Source organism: Geobacillus jurassicus NBRC 107829 (genome assembly GCF_001544315.1).
GTDB lineage: Bacteria > Bacillota > Bacilli > Bacillales > Anoxybacillaceae > Geobacillus > Geobacillus jurassicus.
The window spans coordinates 1-16,919 of sequence record NZ_BCQG01000068.1; the positions used below are offsets into that span (position 1 = coordinate 1).

Sequence of the window (16,919 nt, forward strand, 5' to 3'; positions counted from 1 at the left end):
CCATAGCGTTCAGTTGTTTTCGTTCTTCGATATTCTTGTTCCATATATGAATTATATCCGTTTAACGATTATACTGCGACACTTAAAGATAAAAATGGCTGCTCTAAGCAATCCGATTAAGGATTACCGAGCAACGCCGTCTTTCATCCCACGATTGAAACCGTGGGCTTTCAGACTTTTTTCTGTAAAAGAAAAAGGGCGGTGCCAAATCATCGGCCGGTCGCCCCATCGATGCACAGATGTTTCTATTGTTGCCCTTCCTCGCCGCTCATATTCCCGTCATTGCGGCGGTCGTAAAAGCTGGCGCAATGGCGAAGCAGCGCCTCAGCCGCTTTCAGCTGCCCGTGCCGAAGCGGGAGAGCTGAGCGGCGCAGGCGGGAAAACCACTCGTCATAATTTCGCTTATCAATATAGCGGATAAACGGAAAAAGGCCGCCGCTGTCAATGTAGCCGGAGCGGTTTAACAGCACGAGATGGATCGGCCAATCGACCCCATGTTTGCGAAAAATCTCGGAAACGATCTGCTCCGTCCGCCGCAGGGACACGACCGGGTTGACCCGCCTCGTTTCTTCTGTTCCAGCCCGCTCGACCCAAAACCGGTCGGTTGACGCCATGACGATGTTGTCCGGCCTTCCCTCGACGAAGGCGATGCACCAAGCGGCGGATGGCGTCAGCATCATCGTCTCCAGCTCCACCGGCGCCTTGCCGACCATCGCGACCGGCCGGTAAAAGCATAAATACGTATCCGGAAACCGCTGCAAAAAATACTTCAACGTCTCATCGCTATACACGTTCTCATCGAAAGAGGAAACGTACATCATCGTCGAACTCGCCCATTTCAGCTGCAACTCGAACAACTCATCAAGAAACTGCTGTTTCAATTCCTCCAGAGTAGCCGCCGGACGGGCCATCGGCGCAAGAGAAAACGTCTCTTCTTCCGTAAGCGCGACACGGCGGCGCCATCGTTTCGTCAGCCGCTCCCACCATGACGGTTTGTCAAGCCAAACATCCCACGTCTCGCCCGTTTCAAGCCATCCGCTGGCCTCAGCCGTCCGTTCGGCTTGCCACCGCGCTTTTGCCTGTTCCCATTGCCGTTGCTTCAGCCGGATGAATTCCGGTACATAATAGTACACGTCCGTTTCATAACGGGAAATGCAGTCCGTAAGCTTAACGAGCTGACCCATTGTTTCACCTGCTATTTCCGGTCATTCATCGGCGCGCCAAGCAACGGGAACACGGCGATCGCTTCGTACTTCGGCGTCCGTTCCATATTCGTCCGATACAGCACGATCTCAGGAACCGAAAACACCGCCTTGGCCGCGGCAAGCGAACGAAGGCGATCCGGGTGAAACGGTTCGGCTCCTTGCCATTTGCGGGCGATCGTAATATGAGGGGCAAACGGCCGCCGATCCAAGGAAAACCCAAGCTTAATGCACGCTTCATACACGTCGCGCCGTAGCGCATGCAGCCGCTCTTCCGTTTCGACTCCTTGCCAAAAGATGCGCGGCGCCGTCCGCTCGCCGAACGTCCCGAGCCCGGCAAGCACGAGGGAAAACGGGGCGCAGCGGGCGGCAGTGGCGGCCATCGCTTCGCACAGCGGCGCCATTTTTTCCGGCGGCACATCGCCTAAAAACGCGAGGGTGATATGATAATCCTCTTCATGCACCCATGTGCGAAACGGCAGCGACGGCGCCATGTCGCCTGAAAAACGGGCGATGGCTTGTTTCGCTTCGGCTGTCAGCGGAACAGCGATAAAATAATGATTCCGTTTCATCCTCTCTCACCTGCCGATTCGACCGTTTTGTTCTAGTTTTCCCAGCCAAACGAGCACCAACACACCAACGATGGTGCAAGCACCGAAAAACAAGTAGACGGCACCGATTTGCCAACGCTCAAGCAAGTACCCGCCCACCAAAGTGCAAAACCACGCGCCAAGTCCGCTGCTCGCCGCCGAGTAAAGGGCGACGGCCGTCGCCTGCACCCGTTCCGGCGCCAGACGGCGCGCATACTGCAGGGCGGTTGGAATCGCCAGCCCGACCGAACATCCTTGAAGGATCGCTGTCATATAGACAAACAAAAGCGGCGGATCGACAACATACGACAGCCAGCGGGCGGTCGACACGAGCGCCGCAAAGAAAAGGAGGGGAGCCATGCCAACGCGGCCAATGAGCCAATCAGCGGCTTTCATAAACGGCGCCTCGCTTCCGGCGGCCAGCAAAAAGGCGAGTCCGATGCCGGTCAGCGTGCCGCCGAGCTCGTGGATCAACAGCCCGAAATACGAATTGTTGGCATAAATCGGACCAAACAGCAAAAAGGACGCCACAAGCAGCAGGCAAAACGGGCGAACGGAAAGCAGCCCTCGGATGTCAGACCACGTCAACCCACCCGCCGGCCCCGCCGCGCGGCTGCGCGGCAGACGGGAAGCCAACGCTGCGGCTGAAAGCAACATGAACGAAAATACGTAAAAAATGACCGCAAAGGCAAGATGGTCGGACAGCCAGCCGACAACCAACACCGCCGCAGCAAAGCCAAGCGACCCCCAAAGACGGATCGCTCCGTAGTTTCCGCCATGGTCGCGCACTTGATGAAGGGCGATGCTGTCGGAGAGCGGAACGATGGCGCTTTGCACCGCCGAAAGCAGCACGGTCAAAACGACGAACATCCGGTAGCTTACGGCCAGCGAATAAAGAAACCCAAACAGCGCTGTCAACACGAGCGCCATCGTCAACAGCCCGACCGGTTTGCGTGTATAATCCGTCGCCATGCCCCAAAGCGGCTGGGCGGCCATCGTCACAATCGGAGTGATCGACATGATCCAGCCGATCGCTGCTCCCGGCAGGCGCGCCTCCTCTTGCAAATAGACGGATAAGAGCGGAAACAAGGAGCCAAACGCGAAAAAAATCAAAAAATAAAAGAGCGGAAACACCGTTTTTCGCACCGATGCTTCCCGTTTTAAAGCCGCTTCCATCCCGTCCTCCCCTTTCGTTTCTAAAGCGCCGCCCGCCGCTCGGCGCCTTTTCGTTCGTTTGTCTTCGCCAAGCGGCGGGCTGTTTATTTAGCCAGCTCATAAATCGCTTGCGCGTAAATGGCCGTTGCTTTCACCAAATCGTCGATCTCGATGTACTCATCTTTTTGATGGGCGACATCCGGGCGGCCGGGGAACAGCGCGCCAAACGCCACCCCGGCGGTCAAGGCGCGGGCGTACGTGCCGCCGCCGATGGCCAACAGCCGGGCCGGCTCGCCTGTCTGCTCTTCGTAGACGCGCTGAAGCGTGCGGACAAGCTCGTGGTTCGGGTCGATATAATGAGGCTTCGTATCGCTGAACCGGCTGAGCGCGAATCCATGTTCAGCCGCGGCGCCAGCGAGCGTCCGGTGGATCGCGTCGCCGTCGGCCGTCACCGGATAGCGGATGTTCAGCCCAATCGTTCCGCCATGCCGCCGGTTATACGACAGCACCCCCACGTTGACGGTCAAGTCGCCGCTTTGTTCGTCGCGATACGCAAGGCCGAGCTCCTGACCGCGGGTGTCAGAAAACGAAGAAGCGAGAAATTGTACGAACGGTCGGCTTTGGCTATCGAGCGGAAGAGACGCCAAAAACTGCGCCAAATAGACGCCGGCGTTTTTGCCGCGCTCAGGCTCGGCGCCATGAGCGGACACCCCTTCCAATTGAAAGACGACGGCCCCTTCGCTTTGCCTGATGCTCCCCTTTACGCCGCGCTCCCGGCAAAACTGTTCATAGAGGCCAAGCAGCTCCTCCGTCCGCCCCGCTCCTTCCACCACCGCTTCGGCCGCATCCGGCACCATATTGTAGCGGCGCCCGGCTTGGAATGAGGCAAGCGCGAACCCTTCAGCTTCCTCTTGCCCCGGCGGGCGGTACGACAAATCGGCGTCAATGATCCCTTTTTCCGCATGAATGATCGGGAAATCAGCATCCGGCGCAAATCCGACATCCGGCATTTCTTCATGGCGAAAATAGTGCTCTACACACCGCCAATCGCTCTCCTCATCGCCCCCGATGATGAGCCGCACCCGCTTGCCGATCGGCAGCCCGAGGTCACGGATGATTTTCATCGCGTAAAACGCGGCCATCGTCGGCCCTTTGTCATCGATCGCACCGCGCCCGTAAATGCGGCCATTGCGCACATCAGCGGCAAACGGATCCATCGTCCAGCCGTCCCCGGGCGGCACGACGTCGATATGGCCGAGCACACCGACAAGTTTCTCCCCATGCCCCATTTCGATATGCCCAGCAAACCCGTCCACATTTTTGACGCGAAACCCTTCCTCCCGGCCGCGGTGAAGCATATACTCAAGCGCCTGAGCCACCTTGGGCCCAAACGGCGCCCCCGGCTGCGCCTGCTCATCATCGCGGACGCTCGGAATGCGGACAAGCGCTTGCACGTCGCGGATCAAATCGTCTTTCCGCTTCTTTGCTTCTTTCATCCAGTCGATGTTCAACGCCATTCTTCCTTTCCTTATTCAACACTCTTTGTTGCCAACGTATCATATCAAAAACAGGAAGTCAAAATGTTTCATTCGTTGCAAATCGTTTTCCGTTTCATGACAAAATGTTGAAATTTTTCGTGAATAGAGGCAACCGGGTAGCATTTTCCCTCTCATTTCGTGTACAATGGTAGTAAACAGACAAAGACATCTCTCATCTGCTAGCTGTCGGTTGTGCCATGCGAATGATGCTAAGATAGGGAGTGGTCTTTTGAAACCTTCAACACATCGGATGCTTACCCGCATCAAATCCGTGTACATGTACATTAGTGAAAAAGGAACGGTTACGACCCAGGAGCTTGTTGATGAGTTCGGCACCACCCCACGAACGATCCAGCGCGACTTAAACGTGCTTATGTACAACGATCTCGTTCGCAGCCCAAGCAAGGGTAAATGGACGACCACAAACAAGAAAGTGCGCATCTCTTCGTAAACCCGGTGCCAATAGGGCAAAGGCAAGATGAGAGATGGACGCGAGACAGCTTTTTCTCAAAATCGACGATTCATCACTTTTCCATAAAAAAGGAACCGACTTAGGTTCCTTTTTTTTCGTCCATCTCCGGCCGGTACTGTTTCAACATTTCCACCTCTTCGTCTGTCAGCTCCCGATACTCGCCGACCGCCAAATCCGGGTCAAGCGGCAGCGGCCCCATTTGCATTCTCTTTAAATAGACGACCCGCTTGCCGATCGCTTGAAACATCCGTTTCACTTGATGGAACTTCCCTTCTGTAATCGTCACCTCGACATCGGAACGGAGGCCGGATTTTAGCACGACGAGCTCGGCAGGCTTCGTTACATAGCCGTCATCAAGCACAACGCCGCGCCGGAACGCCGCCACATCGACGTCCGTCACTTCCCCGTCAATGACGGCAAAGTACGTTTTCGGCACATGTTTTTTCGGCGACAACAGCTGATGGGCCAGCTGCCCGTCATTCGTCAACAATAAAAGCCCTTCCGTATCTTTGTCAAGCCGCCCGACCGGAAACGGAGCGAGCGCCCGGTCTTCCTCCTCAAGCAGGTCAACGACCGTTTCTTCCACCGCATCTTCCGTCGCCGAAACCACCCCCGGCGGTTTGTTCATCATCAAGTAAATGAACGGCTTGTACTCGACTGTTTCTCCCCACACGGTCACGATTTGCTCATCCGGCCGCACTTTCGTTTTCGCATCGCGGACCGGCGCGCCGTCCACTTTCACCGCGCCGGACTTGAGCAGCTTTTTCACTTCTTTCCTTGTTCCGTAGCCCATATGGGCGAGCAGCTTGTCAATGCGCAGTTCCATAAAACCTCCTCCTAAAAATAGCGACTTTCTTTGGGCGTTCATCTAATCCGCTTCCGCCTTCCCCCCATACACTATGAAGGAAACATGAAGAAGGGGGATTTGCCGATGAATGAATACTACTATTCTATCCCAACGTTTGATGATTACCGTCAACAGCCGCCAGCCGGCCAATTTTGGCCCGGATACCCCGGCGGGCAATTCGCCAACTGGGCGCGGCGCATCGAACGGCTTGAGCGGGCTGTCGAGCGGCTCGACCGCCGGCTTGACCGAGTAGAAAGCCGCCTCGATCGCATCGAACGCCGGCTCGGCCTTTCGTAAACAGAACAGAGAAAGAAGGCGGTGGAAAGCCCGCCTTCTTCGTTTTTATGTTGCATCAAGCCGATAACGGCCGAAACCCAATGGATGGCTCCGCCTAAAGGCGAGGCTGCCGCTCAACTGGACGCCGATCAGCCAGAATGGCGGTCAGGATACGGCCTTGTTCTCTTTCCGGCGCCAAAAAGCGAACCGATCGCCAAACAACGCCGCAAACAAGCCGGAACGGATGCTGAGAAACAAGTAGACGGCTGCCCCGACCGCCGCGCCGATAGCAACAGCGCCCACCGATTCAGCGGTGCCGGCGCGGTAATCGATCCATCGGGCCGTCAGAGCCTCGACCCCCATAACCGCCGCTGACATCGCCGCCGTCAAGATGGCCATAAACGCCGTCCGGCGGGCGACAAACCGATAGCGGTAGCGCGTGCGGCGCTGAATGACCCATAAGTTGAACGCCACAGAGACGAAATAGCCCGCCATCGTGGCAACAATGGCCCCGATGGCCGACCATTTCATAATGAGCGGCGTGTTGAGCAAAAGCTTCACAAGCAAGCCGGCTGTCAAACTGACGACCGTAAACCGCTGCTCGTTGATGCCTTGCATGATCGCCGCCGTCACAGAAAACAAAGCGTACAAAATCGCCGCCGGCGCATACCAGCGCAACACTTGTTCGCCAAGCGGATCATAGCTGTAAAACGAGCTGTACACCGGCCCTGCAAGCACCGCCATGCCGATGACGGCCGGGAGCGTTAAAAACATGAGCACTTGAAACGTCTGGTTCAAATATTGCCGCAGCGCTTTCCGGTCTTGCGCGACATACGCTTTCGTAATCGTCGGGATGAGCGCCAAGCTGAACGAGGTCGCGAGCGTCACTGGAATGATGACGAGCTTTTGCGCCCACATGTTGAACACGGAATACGCATGCTCCGAGATGTGCCCGCGGCCCGCCGCCGCCATCGCGTGATTGAACGTAAACTGATCGACGAGTTGGTACAGCGACATCGACAAGCCGACAAAGACAAACGGAATCGAGGAAAGCAAAAGCTCCCGATACATCGCCAAAAGCGACACGTCCGCTTCGCCGCGGTCGCGCGCAAGCAACGACTGCAAATACGGACGCCGCTTCCACCAGTAGACAAGGAGCACCAAAAGCCCCGCCGCCGCCCCGACAAACGCCGCAAACGTCGCCGCGCTCACGGCGGTGACAACAGAACCGTTCATGATGCGCAAAATGACGTAGCACGCCCCAAGCAAAAAAGCGATGCGCGCGATTTGTTCGACGACTTGCGACAGCGCCGTCGGCCCCATCGATTCATGTCCTTGAAAAAACCCGCGGATCAAGCTCATCACCGGCACGATGAGGAGCGCAAAGCTGACCGCGCGGATGACGGCCGTGACGTCGTCGACCGAGTTGACGTTCGTTTTCGCGTCGATGACGTGCGGCGCCAAGACGGGGGCCAAGGCATACAAAATGAGCCATGAGGCGATGCCGCTTGCTATCATCAAGACAAGGCCGGAGCGAAAGAGCCGATAGCCGACGCCGTATTCCCCAAGCGCGTTGTATTTCGATACAAACTTTGACACCGCCACCGGCAGCCCGCCGGTCGCCAAGCTCAAAAAAATTTGGTACGGCACATAGCCGTATCCATACAGCGCTCCGCCGCGCTCACCGACAAGATGGTAAAACGGGATGACGTAAAACAAGCCAAGAAGACGGGAAATCATCACGCCAGCCGTTAAAATAAACGTGCCGCGCAGCAGTTTCGATGTTGACATATGACCCCTTCCCTAGCCATGGACGTTGAAAATGACAACATATCTATTTTACCATAGTTGTCAATGGAACGAAAAATATCGTCCACGCGTGAAACGAAAGGGTGGAATGAATATGGGATACGACGTCATCGTCATCGGCGGCGGGCCGTCCGGGCTCATGGCGGCGATCGGCGCCGGCGAAGAAGGGGCGAAGGTGCTCTTGTTGGAAAAAGGAACGAAGCTCGGGCGCAAGCTCGCCATCTCCGGCGGCGGACGCTGCAACGTGACGAATCGGCTGCCGGTCGAGGAAATCGTCCGCCATATTCCCGGCAACGGCCGCTTTTTGTACAGCGCCTTCTCGGTGTTCAACAATGAAGACATCATCCGCTTCTTTGAGCGGCTCGGCGTGCCGCTCAAAGAGGAAGACCACGGCCGCATGTTCCCAAAAAGCGACAGCGCCCAGTCGGTCGTCGACGCGCTTGTTCGCGAGCTCGGCCGCCTCGGCGTCGATGTTCGGCTTGAATCGCCGGTGGCGGACGTGTTGTATGAACAAGGGAAAGCGGTCGGCGTCACGCTGAAAAGCGGGGAAACGATCACGGCCCGTGCGGTTGTCGTCGCCGTCGGCGGCAAATCGGTGCCGCAAACCGGCTCAACGGGCGACGGCTATCCGTGGGCGGAAAAAGCGGGTCACACGGTGACCGAATTGTTTCCGACCGAAGTGCCGATCGTCTCGCATGAGCCGTTCATCAAAGAGCGGACGCTGCAAGGCTTGTCGCTGCGCGACGTCGCTTTGAGCGTCTTAAAGCCGAATGGCAAGCCGATCATCACCCACCGGATGGACATGCTGTTTACGCATTTCGGCATTTCTGGCCCAGCCGCCCTCCGGTGCAGCCAATTCGTCGTCAAGGCGTTGAAAAAAGCGGCGGACGGCGCGGTCGAAATGAGCATCGACGCGCTTCCGGACGCGACGCAGGAAGAGCTGTTTCAACATTTCGCCAAGCTGTGCAAAGAGGAGCCGAAAAAGGCGATGAAAACGATCGCCAAAACGGTGCTGCCGGAGCGGTACGCTGTCTTTTTGCTCGAGCGGGCCGGCATCGACCCGCACGCCTCTGCGGGCACGGTCGGCCATGAGGCGCTCCGGGCGTTTGTCCGGCAGTGCAAACAGTTCACCTTTTCCGTCCACGGCACGCTGCCGCTTGAGAAAGCATTCGTCACCGGCGGCGGCGTGTCGGTCAAAGAAATTGAGCCGAAAACAATGGCCTCCAAATGCATGGCCGGCCTTTACTTTTGCGGGGAAATTTTGGACATTCACGGCTACACGGGCGGCTACAACATCACCGCTGCCCTTGTCACCGGGCGGCTCGCCGGCGTCAATGCCGCCCGCTATGCATTGACGGAAAAAAGCAGGATCAGCGGCCCCACAGGGCAGACAACAGAGGATTGACCGTCGTCCCCATGCTGCTCGAGCGCTCCGGGCCATCCGCGGACATTCCGGCAACGCCCGTCTTCAAGGCGGGCAGTTGCAAAATTTTACCGCCTGAAATTGAAATGCCAATGAAAAAAGCGTTGGACGCCCTTTGGCGGGTTACAGAATTTTGCCGCTTGAAATGGATAAGAGCGCAAACGACCCAAAGAATCCCACGGCTTGAGCCGTATGGAATGTCAAGTCCGGTAAATGACCATGGCGGAAAAACAGTAAATTTGCTCGCCTTCCGATTCCATGGCGGCGACGCTGTACTTGACATCGATCAACTGCCCGTCTTTCAGGCGGGCTAAAAAATCGTTGACCGCCGCCTCCAAATCTTTTTCATGCTCTTTATCAAACACTTTCACTTTGTACATCGCCATCCCCCCGTTTTCTTTTTTCTTTCCACACGTTTAGGGAAAATCCTGCTCTGCAAAAAGCAACGCGCGCCCCAAACAACAGGGCGCGTGTTGGAAAGAACGGAAGGGATGAACCGTTCACCTTAATAAACTCCTACAGCATTGAACGCCTGTTTCACCGAATTGACTTCCTGGCTCGCCGCCCCGTACAAATCAGCGGCCGCTTGCACGCAGGCGGCGCGCAGCTGGCTGAAGTTCGACGTCGGCGTCAAATAGTAGACGAGTGCGCGATAAAAAATTTTCCCCATTTTGTCGCGGCCGATGCCGGTGACGCTCACTCCATAATGCGTGCCGCCCTGGCTGAGCAGGTAGGCTGCCTTGTTGACGATGCCGCTGTTTGTATGAACTCCTCCATTGTCTTGTGTGCCTGTGTAGCGTTTCGAGTAATGATCCGGATCGCCGTATTTCGCCGGATCGGACATCGAGCGGAGCGCATCGCCGGCAATGCCCGGCGTGTAAATGTCTTCGCCGATCTCCCAGTCCGGATTGCGGTTGGCGTAAAACTCCACGAGCGTGCCGAAAATGTCGGACATCGCTTCATTGATCGCACCGGACTCGTTTTGGTACACCAACCCGGCGGTATAATCGGTCACGGCGTGGGTCAACTCATGAGCGACGACATCAATGCCTCCGGAAAGCGGCAAAAACGTCTGTCCATCTCCATCGCCGTACACCATTTGCGAACCGTTCCAAAACGCGTTGTTGTAGCCGCGTCCGTAATGGACGGTCGAACGGATGGCGGCGTTGTTGCCGTCATAGCTCAGACGGCCGTGCACATTTTTGTAGTAGTCATACACGACGCCGGCGTAATAATGGGCGTCCACGGCCGCCGCGTCATAGCTGGCGAAAAATTGGTTGTCAATGTCGGCCCACAGGCTGCCGGGCAACGTCGTGCGGTTGCGGCCATCGTACGTAAAAATGCCGCTGCCGCGCGTGTTGTCCTGCAAATAGTAATAGCCGTAATACGAAGAGTAGGTGGTATTAATATATTTTTGATCGCCCAACACACCGCGGCCGACGCCGACGGTCGACGTGCCGGCGACCGTCGGACCGGTTCCCGGCTTGGCCGCATCCATTTGATTCCATTTATTCAACACAGCGCCGCTTCCCGCATCGATGATATACATCCAATTGCCCGGAACAGGCGCTAAAAAGCGGACATTGACCTCATAAGCAAGGCGCGCCTCCTCTCCGCTCGGATAAATGATCAGCCGCGTCGGTTTCCCGTCTTCCTTCTCCGGGCGTTCTTTCGTGATCGTCTCGATCACATCTTGTTCTGCGATGGCTTCCGCTTCTTGAACGGCAATCGTTTTTTCTTTTTTCACCCCTCGCTTGTCCAAGTTCGGAATGAGCGCTCCAGATAAGGAAGACAATTCGCCGCCTTTGACGTGCGCAGCCAACACGGCGCCATACACCGGGATGCCTTGATAACGCTGTTCAAAACGCATGACCGTATGGCCGAGTTCATCCGTTTGTTTGCTGATCAGCGCCAGCCGTTCGCGGGCTTGTCCACCAAGCCGGAACATATCCTTCTCTTGATCCATATAGCGGTAAACCAATTCTTCCGGGTCGATCCCCTCCCCTTTGAACAGCGATCCGGAAATAAACGACGGCGTTTTCCATTGTTGATCCCATACCATCGCTCTTTCTTTGGCTGATGCGCCCACCGGTGCGGCCATTAAGCCAAGCGCCAACGCAATCGTTCCAAGCATCGCCCGTTTTTTCATTCTCTTTACCCCTTCCCTTTATTTGTTTAATTATTCTATTTATTTTAAATTTTATATCAATATATTTTCAGTGGGTATTGGGAAAATATCGAAACGAAACAGAGCTTGAGCGGATCATTTATTTTCCCGTTTTCCCTCTTTATATCTCTGTACCTGCGATGAAACGACTAGGGGCAAATCCTTTCACCCCATACGCCAAGCCAAACAAAAAAACCGATCCATCCTTGCTTTCGACTATCGAACGAAAGCGGAAGATGAATCGGTTCGAGCAAAGAAGAAAAAACCACAAGACATTTCCCATCGTGCATACAGGCAGAGCAGCGGTTCGGCCGCGCCGTTCATCGGGCGATCACCGTCGGCGGCGGATGCTCATCTTTAGCCGCTTCTTGCACCCCGATGCCTTGGCCAAAGGCCGAAGCGAGGCCAAGGACGGCGAGAGCGACGATCACAATGACCCGCTTTTTCACCTAGCTTCACCTCCTTTCAAACGCCGGTTTTCTTCCGCAAGAGAGCGCAGCTTAACTGGTAATATTGGGCCGCCAGCTTGTACTGGCGCCTCCGCATATAACAATCGGCCAAATATTCGGCGTACAAAGAAGCGTCGTCATACTCCTTCTTTTTTTGGAAGTATGGAATCGCCTCCTGTTTGAGCAGCCGCTCCAACGGTTCGTCTTCTTCGCTCAAAAGCAGCCGGTAAATGGAAAAATGCAAATAATACTCATAATGCTCCACCGCTCCGTTAGGGGCTTGTTCGAGCTGTTTCCATCCTTCCTCGACGATCATCCACGCTTTGCGATAATGCTTGGCCTCACAATGCATGCGCACGAGCGACAAAAGCGTGATGAGCCGGGCATCCAGCGGGGCGTCCTCTTTATATATCAAGCTGTTTTCGTAATGTTGCACGGCCTCGCGATACTGGCGTTTCATCCCCTTCAAGTGGCCGAGATTGTGCTCGACAATACCAAGAAGGCGCCGATCATTCGCCATACCCGCCGCTTTTTGCGCCGACAGGCAATGTTCGACCGCTTTGTCGATCTCCCCGCAGCGCCGATAGCAAATCGCCAACAGCACATGGCATTCGGCGCTCCGCCGCAAGTCGTATTCCGCCTGGCTGAGCGCCAGCGCTCGCTCGGCGTAATGAAGGCATTGGAACCATTTCCACAGACGGCTAGAAGCAAGCGCCGACAAGTAAGCCAAATCGGCCTCCTCCCCGCTCATTTTCCATTCTCCCTTCAGCAGCTGTTCTGCCTTTTTATAGCAACGCAAGGCGTCGTCATATTTTTCTTGACAGTAATACAAAAGGCCAAAGAATTTCCAATAATAATAGCGCATGTCATCACTGAACGACCCATACCAATCCTGCACGCTTTGCGCCGCCGTTTCCGCCCCCTTTTTGTCACCAAGAAGCAGCAAATACCGGATTCGCATCAGCTGAAAATAAATCATGGCTTCGGCATCTCCGGACTGCTCGCATCGTTCTTTGACCATTTCATACAGTTCCTGCGCGGCAGGCGCATCACGGCTCATCATCGCCCTGTACCACGACATCACCCATTCGAACCATGAAGGCGTTGTTTCGTTTCCGCCGGGCCGGATGTCCAGCCGCCGAAACAACCATTCGAGCACCTCTTTGCTTGGGACGACTTGATTATTTTCGATTTTCGATAAATATGAAACCGAAATAATGCCTTCGGCGGTTTCTTCTTGGGTCATGCCTTTCATCAAGCGGGCGAATTTCAAGCGGTCGCCAAGTTTCAACAGGAAGCTCCTCCTTCGGACAAGTGTCTGATTTTATTGAAAATTATACCCTTTCCTTTTTTTTCTTGCATCACACTTTGGCACTAAAACAAAATGAAAAGAGCGCCCCAAAAAGCTGGGACGCTTTTTCGCTCCTATCCCGCAAGCGGAACGGGGAAGCGCAAGCCGCCGGCCGACGCATGGAAAGGCCGGCGGCAGCGAACCATTCCTCTGCATCTTGACTGAACGGGGCCGTTCGGATGGATCCATTTCCCATTCGCTGACACTTTCCGTCGTTTTGGTCTCGACGGAACGGGATCACTTGGATGACGGCCCGCCGCCATGCCCTGTCCTTCCAGCCGGAAGCGCTTATCGTTTCGGCACTGTTTCCCCTTCCCACTCGAGCATGCCGCCCGTCATATTGCGGACGCGGTAGCCGAGCTCCTGCAAGTAGCGGCAGACGTTTTCGCTCCGCCGCCCGGAGCGGCAGACGAAAATGTATTCTTCGTTGCGGTCGAATTCCGCAAGCCGATCGGGGATGTCGCCCATTTTGATATGTTTGGCGCCAGGGATCATGCCGAGGGCGACTTCCTCGTCTTCGCGCACATCGACAATGTTCAGCTTTTCGCCGCGCTCGAGTTTTTCTTTCACTTCAGCCGGCGTGATTTCCTTGATCTCTTCCATGGCAGATGTACTCCTTTCTTTGGTGGATAGGGAGCGGGCCGAAGCCCGCTCTTGCCATCAGTTGGCGACGATATTGACGAGTTTGCCTGGGACGGCGATCACTTTGCGCACCGTTTTGCCGGCGAGCTGCTCTTTGATTTTTTCATCGGCGAGCGCCCGCTCCTCGAGCGCTTCTTTTGGCAAGTCCGCCGGCACATGCAGCCGCGACCGCACTTTGCCGTTGATTTGCACGACGATTTCTACGACGTCTTCAACGAGCTTCGTTTCATCATACGTCGGCCACGGTTCATAAGCGATCGTGTCCGCATGGCCGAGCTTTTGCCATAATTCTTCGCCGATGTGCGGGCAGACCGGCGACAAAAGCTTGACGAATCCTTCCATGTATTCTTTTTTCATTTGCTCCGCTTTATACGCTTCGTTGATGAACACCATGAGCTGCGAAATGGCGGTGTTAAAGCGGAGCGCTTCATAGTCTTCCGTTACTTTTTTCACCGTTTGGTGGTAGACGCGTTCCAGCGTATCGTTTACCGGTTCGTCGACGATGTTCGGATTCAGTTCGCCATTTTCGGTCACAAACAGACGCCAGACGCGGTCGAGGAAGCGGCGCGCCCCGTCGAGCCCTTTCGTCGACCAGGCGATCGATGCCTCAAGCGGCCCCATGAACATTTCGTACAGCCGCAATGTGTCGGCTCCATGGCTTTCGACAATGTCGTCCGGGTTGACGACGTTGCCTTTTGATTTGCTCATTTTTTCGTTGTTTTCGCCTAAAATCATCCCTTGGTTGAACAGCTTTTGGAACGGCTCTTTCGTCGGCACGATGCCAAGGTCGTAGAGAAACTTATGCCAGAAGCGGGCGTAAAGCAAATGCAAGACGGCGTGCTCCGCCCCGCCGATGTAGACGTCGACCGGCAGCCATTGTTTCAGCTTTTCCGGATCGGCGAGCTGCTTGTCGTTGTGCGGGTCGATGTAGCGCAAATAATACCAGCAGCTTCCGGCCCATTGCGGCATCGTGTTCGTCTCGCGCCGCCCTTTTTTGCCCGTTTTCGGGTCAACGACGTTCACCCACTCCTCAATGTTGGCGAGCGGCGACTCGCCCGTTCCCGACGGGCGGATTTCATCCGTCTTCGGCAAAACGAGCGGCAATTCCTCTTCCGGCACCGGCGTCATCGTGCCGTCTTCCCAATGAATGATCGGAATCGGCTCGCCCCAGTAGCGCTGGCGGCTGAACAGCCAGTCGCGCAGCCGGTAGGACACTTTCTTCCGCCCTTTGCCGTTTTCCTCAAGCCAAGCGATCATTTTTTCGATCGCTTCTTGTTTGTTCAGGCCGTTCAAAAACTCGGAGTTGATATGCTCGCCGTCGCCGGTGTACGCTTCTTTTTCGATGTCGCCGCCGGCGACGACTTCTTTGATCGGCAAGTTGAATTTTTTCGCAAACTCGTAGTCGCGCTCATCGTGCGCCGGCACGGCCATGATCGCCCCGGTGCCGTAGCTCATCAACACGTAGTCGGCGATCCAAATCGGCAGCTTGTCGCCTGTGACCGGATGGATGGCGTAGGCGCCGGTGAACACGCCCGTTTTTTCTTTCGCCAAATCGGTGCGCTCAAGGTCGCTTTTGCTTTGAATTTCCTTTAAGTAGGCGTCAACAGCGGGCTTTTGCTCCGGCGTCGTGATCTTCTCAACAAGCGGATGCTCCGGCGCCAAGACGGTGTACGTCGCGCCAAAGAGCGTATCGGGACGTGTCGTGAACACGGTGAACGTTTCGTCATGGCCGTCGACGGCAAACTCAATTTCCGCTCCTTCCGAGCGGCCGATCCAGTTGCGCTGCATCTCCTTAATGCTTTCCGGCCAGTCGAGCTCTTCCAAGTCTTCAAGCAGACGGTCGGCGTAGGCGGTGATTCTCAGCATCCATTGCCGCATCGGCTTGCGGATGACCGGATGCCCGCCGCGCTCGCTTCGGCCGTTGATCACTTCCTCGTTCGCCAGCACCGTGCCAAGCGCCGGGCACCAGTTGACCGGCACTTCATCCATGTAGGCGAGCCCTTTTTCATACAGCTTCAAGAAAATCCACTGCGTCCATTTGTAATAGTTCGGATCGGTCGTGTTGATCTCCCGGTCCCAGTCGTACGAAAAGCCAAGCGACTTGATTTGCCGGCGGAAGTTGTCGATGTTTTTTTGCGTAAATTCGGCTGGGTCGTTGCCGGTATCCAACGCATATTGCTCAGCCGGCAGCCCGAACGCGTCCCAGCCCATCGGGTGAAGGACATTGTACCCTTGCATCCGCTTCATGCGCGCCAAAATGTCGGTCGCCGTATATCCTTCCGGATGGCCGACGTGCAAGCCGGCGCCGGACGGATACGGGAACATGTCGAGAACGTAAAACTTCGGCTTGTCGCTCTCGTCCGGGGTGCGGAACGTTTTGTTTTTCTCCCAGTACGCTTGCCATTTTTTTTCGATTTCGCGGTGGTTGAAGCTCATCGCAGCACTCCTCCTATCCAGTTCTACTTGCATCATTGACGAAAATATGTACAAAAAAACCTCCCATCCCCACGCAAAGGGACGAGAGGCGCGCTTCCCGCGGTACCACCCTTTTTGGCGCGCCAAACGGCGCACCCGCTTTCTTCCTTAACGCGGACCGACGGCCGGCGTTATCGGCCATAGCCGTTCGCGCCGGCAACTCCGAGGCGAGTTCGCGGACCGACTTCGGTTGACTCGCACCATCCGTCAACTCTCTGCCATCCGTCAAGCCCGCTACTGCTCCTCTTCACCGTTATTCGCTTTATTCGCGCATGAATCGACCGATGAGTGGACAGAATGACAAATTTATGGCTCTTCACCACAAAATGTACTTGACAAAGAAAGACGTTCATGATAGAGAAAACCAAAATAGCAATTTTCCTTTTCATATCATACACCTCATTTGAGCAACATTGCTATCATGTTTGTCTTTAAAAAGTCAAGTACATCTTTTGGTGATGAACCAAATTTATTATTATTTTAAAAAATTTGTCGATCAATTGCAAGCCGAAACCTATACAGG

Annotated in this window: 15 protein-coding genes and 1 other annotated feature; of the genes, 3 read left to right on the forward strand and 12 right to left on the reverse strand. The window is 55.5% G+C overall.

All coding sequences use genetic code 11. From position 1 onward, the window contains the following. Nucleotides 1–245 precede the first annotated feature (245 nt). The 4 genes from GJ1_RS15505 to pepV all read right to left on the reverse strand — a co-directional run bounded on the left by GJ1_RS15505 (nucleotide 246) and on the right by pepV (nucleotide 4,464). Complete coding sequence (locus GJ1_RS15505) at nucleotides 246–1,184, reverse strand: glucanohydrolase (protein ID WP_066234329.1); 939 nt, start codon at nucleotides 1,182–1,184, stop codon at nucleotides 246–248. A gap of 11 nt (nucleotides 1,185–1,195) precedes the next feature. After that, complete coding sequence (gene thpR / locus GJ1_RS15510) at nucleotides 1,196–1,774, reverse strand: RNA 2',3'-cyclic phosphodiesterase (protein WP_066234332.1); 579 nt, start codon at nucleotides 1,772–1,774, stop codon at nucleotides 1,196–1,198. 6 nt (nucleotides 1,775–1,780) lie between these two features. Continuing rightward, entirely contained in the window at nucleotides 1,781–2,968 is a 1,188-nt protein-coding gene (gene malA, locus GJ1_RS15515; protein ID WP_066234336.1) for a maltose permease, read from the reverse strand. An 83-nt stretch (nucleotides 2,969–3,051) separates the two neighbouring features. After that, a complete protein-coding gene (pepV, locus tag GJ1_RS15520; protein ID WP_083510030.1) occupies nucleotides 3,052–4,464 on the reverse strand; it encodes a dipeptidase PepV in 1,413 nt (470 codons plus the stop codon). 250 nt (nucleotides 4,465–4,714) lie between these two features. Here pepV and GJ1_RS15525 point away from each other — a divergent pair, with 250 nt between their 5' ends. After that, nucleotides 4,715–4,936 carry a DeoR family transcriptional regulator gene (locus tag GJ1_RS15525; RefSeq protein WP_008880936.1) on the forward strand — a complete coding sequence of 74 codons (222 nt, stop codon included), beginning with the start codon at nucleotides 4,715–4,717 and terminating at the stop codon, nucleotides 4,934–4,936. Nucleotides 4,937–5,036: 100 nt separating this feature from the next. Here the strand turns inward: GJ1_RS15525 and GJ1_RS15530 are convergent, their stop codons facing one another. Beyond that, a complete protein-coding gene (locus tag GJ1_RS15530; RefSeq protein ID WP_066234339.1) occupies nucleotides 5,037–5,783 on the reverse strand; it encodes a pseudouridine synthase in 747 nt (248 codons plus the stop codon). 105 nt (nucleotides 5,784–5,888) lie between these two features. Between GJ1_RS15530 and GJ1_RS15535 the strand changes: the two genes are divergently transcribed. Further along, nucleotides 5,889–6,101 carry a hypothetical protein gene (locus GJ1_RS15535; protein WP_066234342.1) on the forward strand — a complete coding sequence of 71 codons (213 nt, stop codon included), beginning with the start codon at nucleotides 5,889–5,891 and terminating at the stop codon, nucleotides 6,099–6,101. Between the two features lie 144 nt (nucleotides 6,102–6,245). On the opposite strand, the gene GJ1_RS15540 is transcribed toward GJ1_RS15535, so the two are convergent. Continuing rightward, nucleotides 6,246–7,871, reverse strand: coding sequence for a putative polysaccharide biosynthesis protein (locus GJ1_RS15540; protein WP_066234344.1), 1,626 nt, complete (start codon nucleotides 7,869–7,871; stop codon nucleotides 6,246–6,248). 112 nt (nucleotides 7,872–7,983) lie between these two features. Here GJ1_RS15540 and GJ1_RS15545 point away from each other — a divergent pair, with 112 nt between their 5' ends. After that, nucleotides 7,984–9,294, forward strand: coding sequence for a BaiN/RdsA family NAD(P)/FAD-dependent oxidoreductase (locus tag GJ1_RS15545; protein WP_066234347.1), 1,311 nt, complete (start codon nucleotides 7,984–7,986; stop codon nucleotides 9,292–9,294). Between the two features lie 218 nt (nucleotides 9,295–9,512). On the opposite strand, the gene GJ1_RS15550 is transcribed toward GJ1_RS15545, so the two are convergent. From GJ1_RS15550 to leuS, 6 genes are all read right to left on the reverse strand, one after another. Then, a complete protein-coding gene (locus tag GJ1_RS15550; protein ID WP_008880941.1) occupies nucleotides 9,513–9,692 on the reverse strand; it encodes a sporulation protein Cse60 in 180 nt (59 codons plus the stop codon). Nucleotides 9,693–9,817: 125 nt separating this feature from the next. After that, complete coding sequence (locus tag GJ1_RS15555) at nucleotides 9,818–11,461, reverse strand: M4 family metallopeptidase (RefSeq protein ID WP_066234350.1); 1,644 nt, start codon at nucleotides 11,459–11,461, stop codon at nucleotides 9,818–9,820. A gap of 338 nt (nucleotides 11,462–11,799) precedes the next feature. Next, on the reverse strand, nucleotides 11,800–11,928 hold the full coding sequence (locus GJ1_RS19320; protein ID WP_281176954.1) for a hypothetical protein: 129 nt from the start codon (nucleotides 11,926–11,928) through the stop codon (nucleotides 11,800–11,802). A gap of 16 nt (nucleotides 11,929–11,944) precedes the next feature. Beyond that, complete coding sequence (locus GJ1_RS15560; RefSeq protein WP_066234352.1) at nucleotides 11,945–13,219, reverse strand: helix-turn-helix domain-containing protein; 1,275 nt, start codon at nucleotides 13,217–13,219, stop codon at nucleotides 11,945–11,947. A gap of 348 nt (nucleotides 13,220–13,567) precedes the next feature. Further along, entirely contained in the window at nucleotides 13,568–13,882 is a 315-nt protein-coding gene (locus GJ1_RS15570; RefSeq protein ID WP_066234356.1) for a rhodanese-like domain-containing protein, read from the reverse strand. 57 nt (nucleotides 13,883–13,939) lie between these two features. Continuing rightward, entirely contained in the window at nucleotides 13,940–16,357 is a 2,418-nt protein-coding gene (gene leuS, locus GJ1_RS15575; protein WP_066234359.1) for a leucine--tRNA ligase, read from the reverse strand. A 74-nt stretch (nucleotides 16,358–16,431) separates the two neighbouring features. After that, nucleotides 16,432–16,656, reverse strand: a binding site (T-box leader). Nucleotides 16,657–16,919: the final 263 nt, after the last annotated feature.

What these genes read in the sequence shown, in the direction of transcription:
- GJ1_RS15505 (WP_066234329.1), bottom strand. Translation starts at nt 1,184, where the DNA reads ATGGGTCAGCTCGTTAAGCTTACGGACTGCATTTCCCGTTATGAAACG.
- thpR (WP_066234332.1), bottom strand. Translation starts at nt 1,774, where the DNA reads ATGAAACGGAATCATTATTTTATCGCTGTTCCGCTGACAGCCGAAGCG.
- malA (WP_066234336.1), bottom strand. Translation starts at nt 2,968, where the DNA reads ATGGAAGCGGCTTTAAAACGGGAAGCATCGGTGCGAAAAACGGTGTTT.
- pepV (WP_083510030.1), bottom strand. Translation starts at nt 4,464, where the DNA reads ATGGCGTTGAACATCGACTGGATGAAAGAAGCAAAGAAGCGGAAAGAC.
- GJ1_RS15530 (WP_066234339.1), bottom strand. Translation starts at nt 5,783, where the DNA reads ATGGAACTGCGCATTGACAAGCTGCTCGCCCATATGGGCTACGGAACA.
- GJ1_RS15535 (WP_066234342.1), top strand. Translation starts at nt 5,889, where the DNA reads ATGAATGAATACTACTATTCTATCCCAACGTTTGATGATTACCGTCAA.
- GJ1_RS15540 (WP_066234344.1), bottom strand. Translation starts at nt 7,871, where the DNA reads ATGTCAACATCGAAACTGCTGCGCGGCACGTTTATTTTAACGGCTGGC.
- GJ1_RS15545 (WP_066234347.1), top strand. Translation starts at nt 7,984, where the DNA reads ATGGGATACGACGTCATCGTCATCGGCGGCGGGCCGTCCGGGCTCATG.
- GJ1_RS15550 (WP_008880941.1), bottom strand. Translation starts at nt 9,692, where the DNA reads ATGTACAAAGTGAAAGTGTTTGATAAAGAGCATGAAAAAGATTTGGAG.
- GJ1_RS15555 (WP_066234350.1), bottom strand. Translation starts at nt 11,461, where the DNA reads ATGAAAAAACGGGCGATGCTTGGAACGATTGCGTTGGCGCTTGGCTTA.
- GJ1_RS15570 (WP_066234356.1), bottom strand. Translation starts at nt 13,882, where the DNA reads ATGGAAGAGATCAAGGAAATCACGCCGGCTGAAGTGAAAGAAAAACTC.
- leuS (WP_066234359.1), bottom strand. Translation starts at nt 16,357, where the DNA reads ATGAGCTTCAACCACCGCGAAATCGAAAAAAAATGGCAAGCGTACTGG.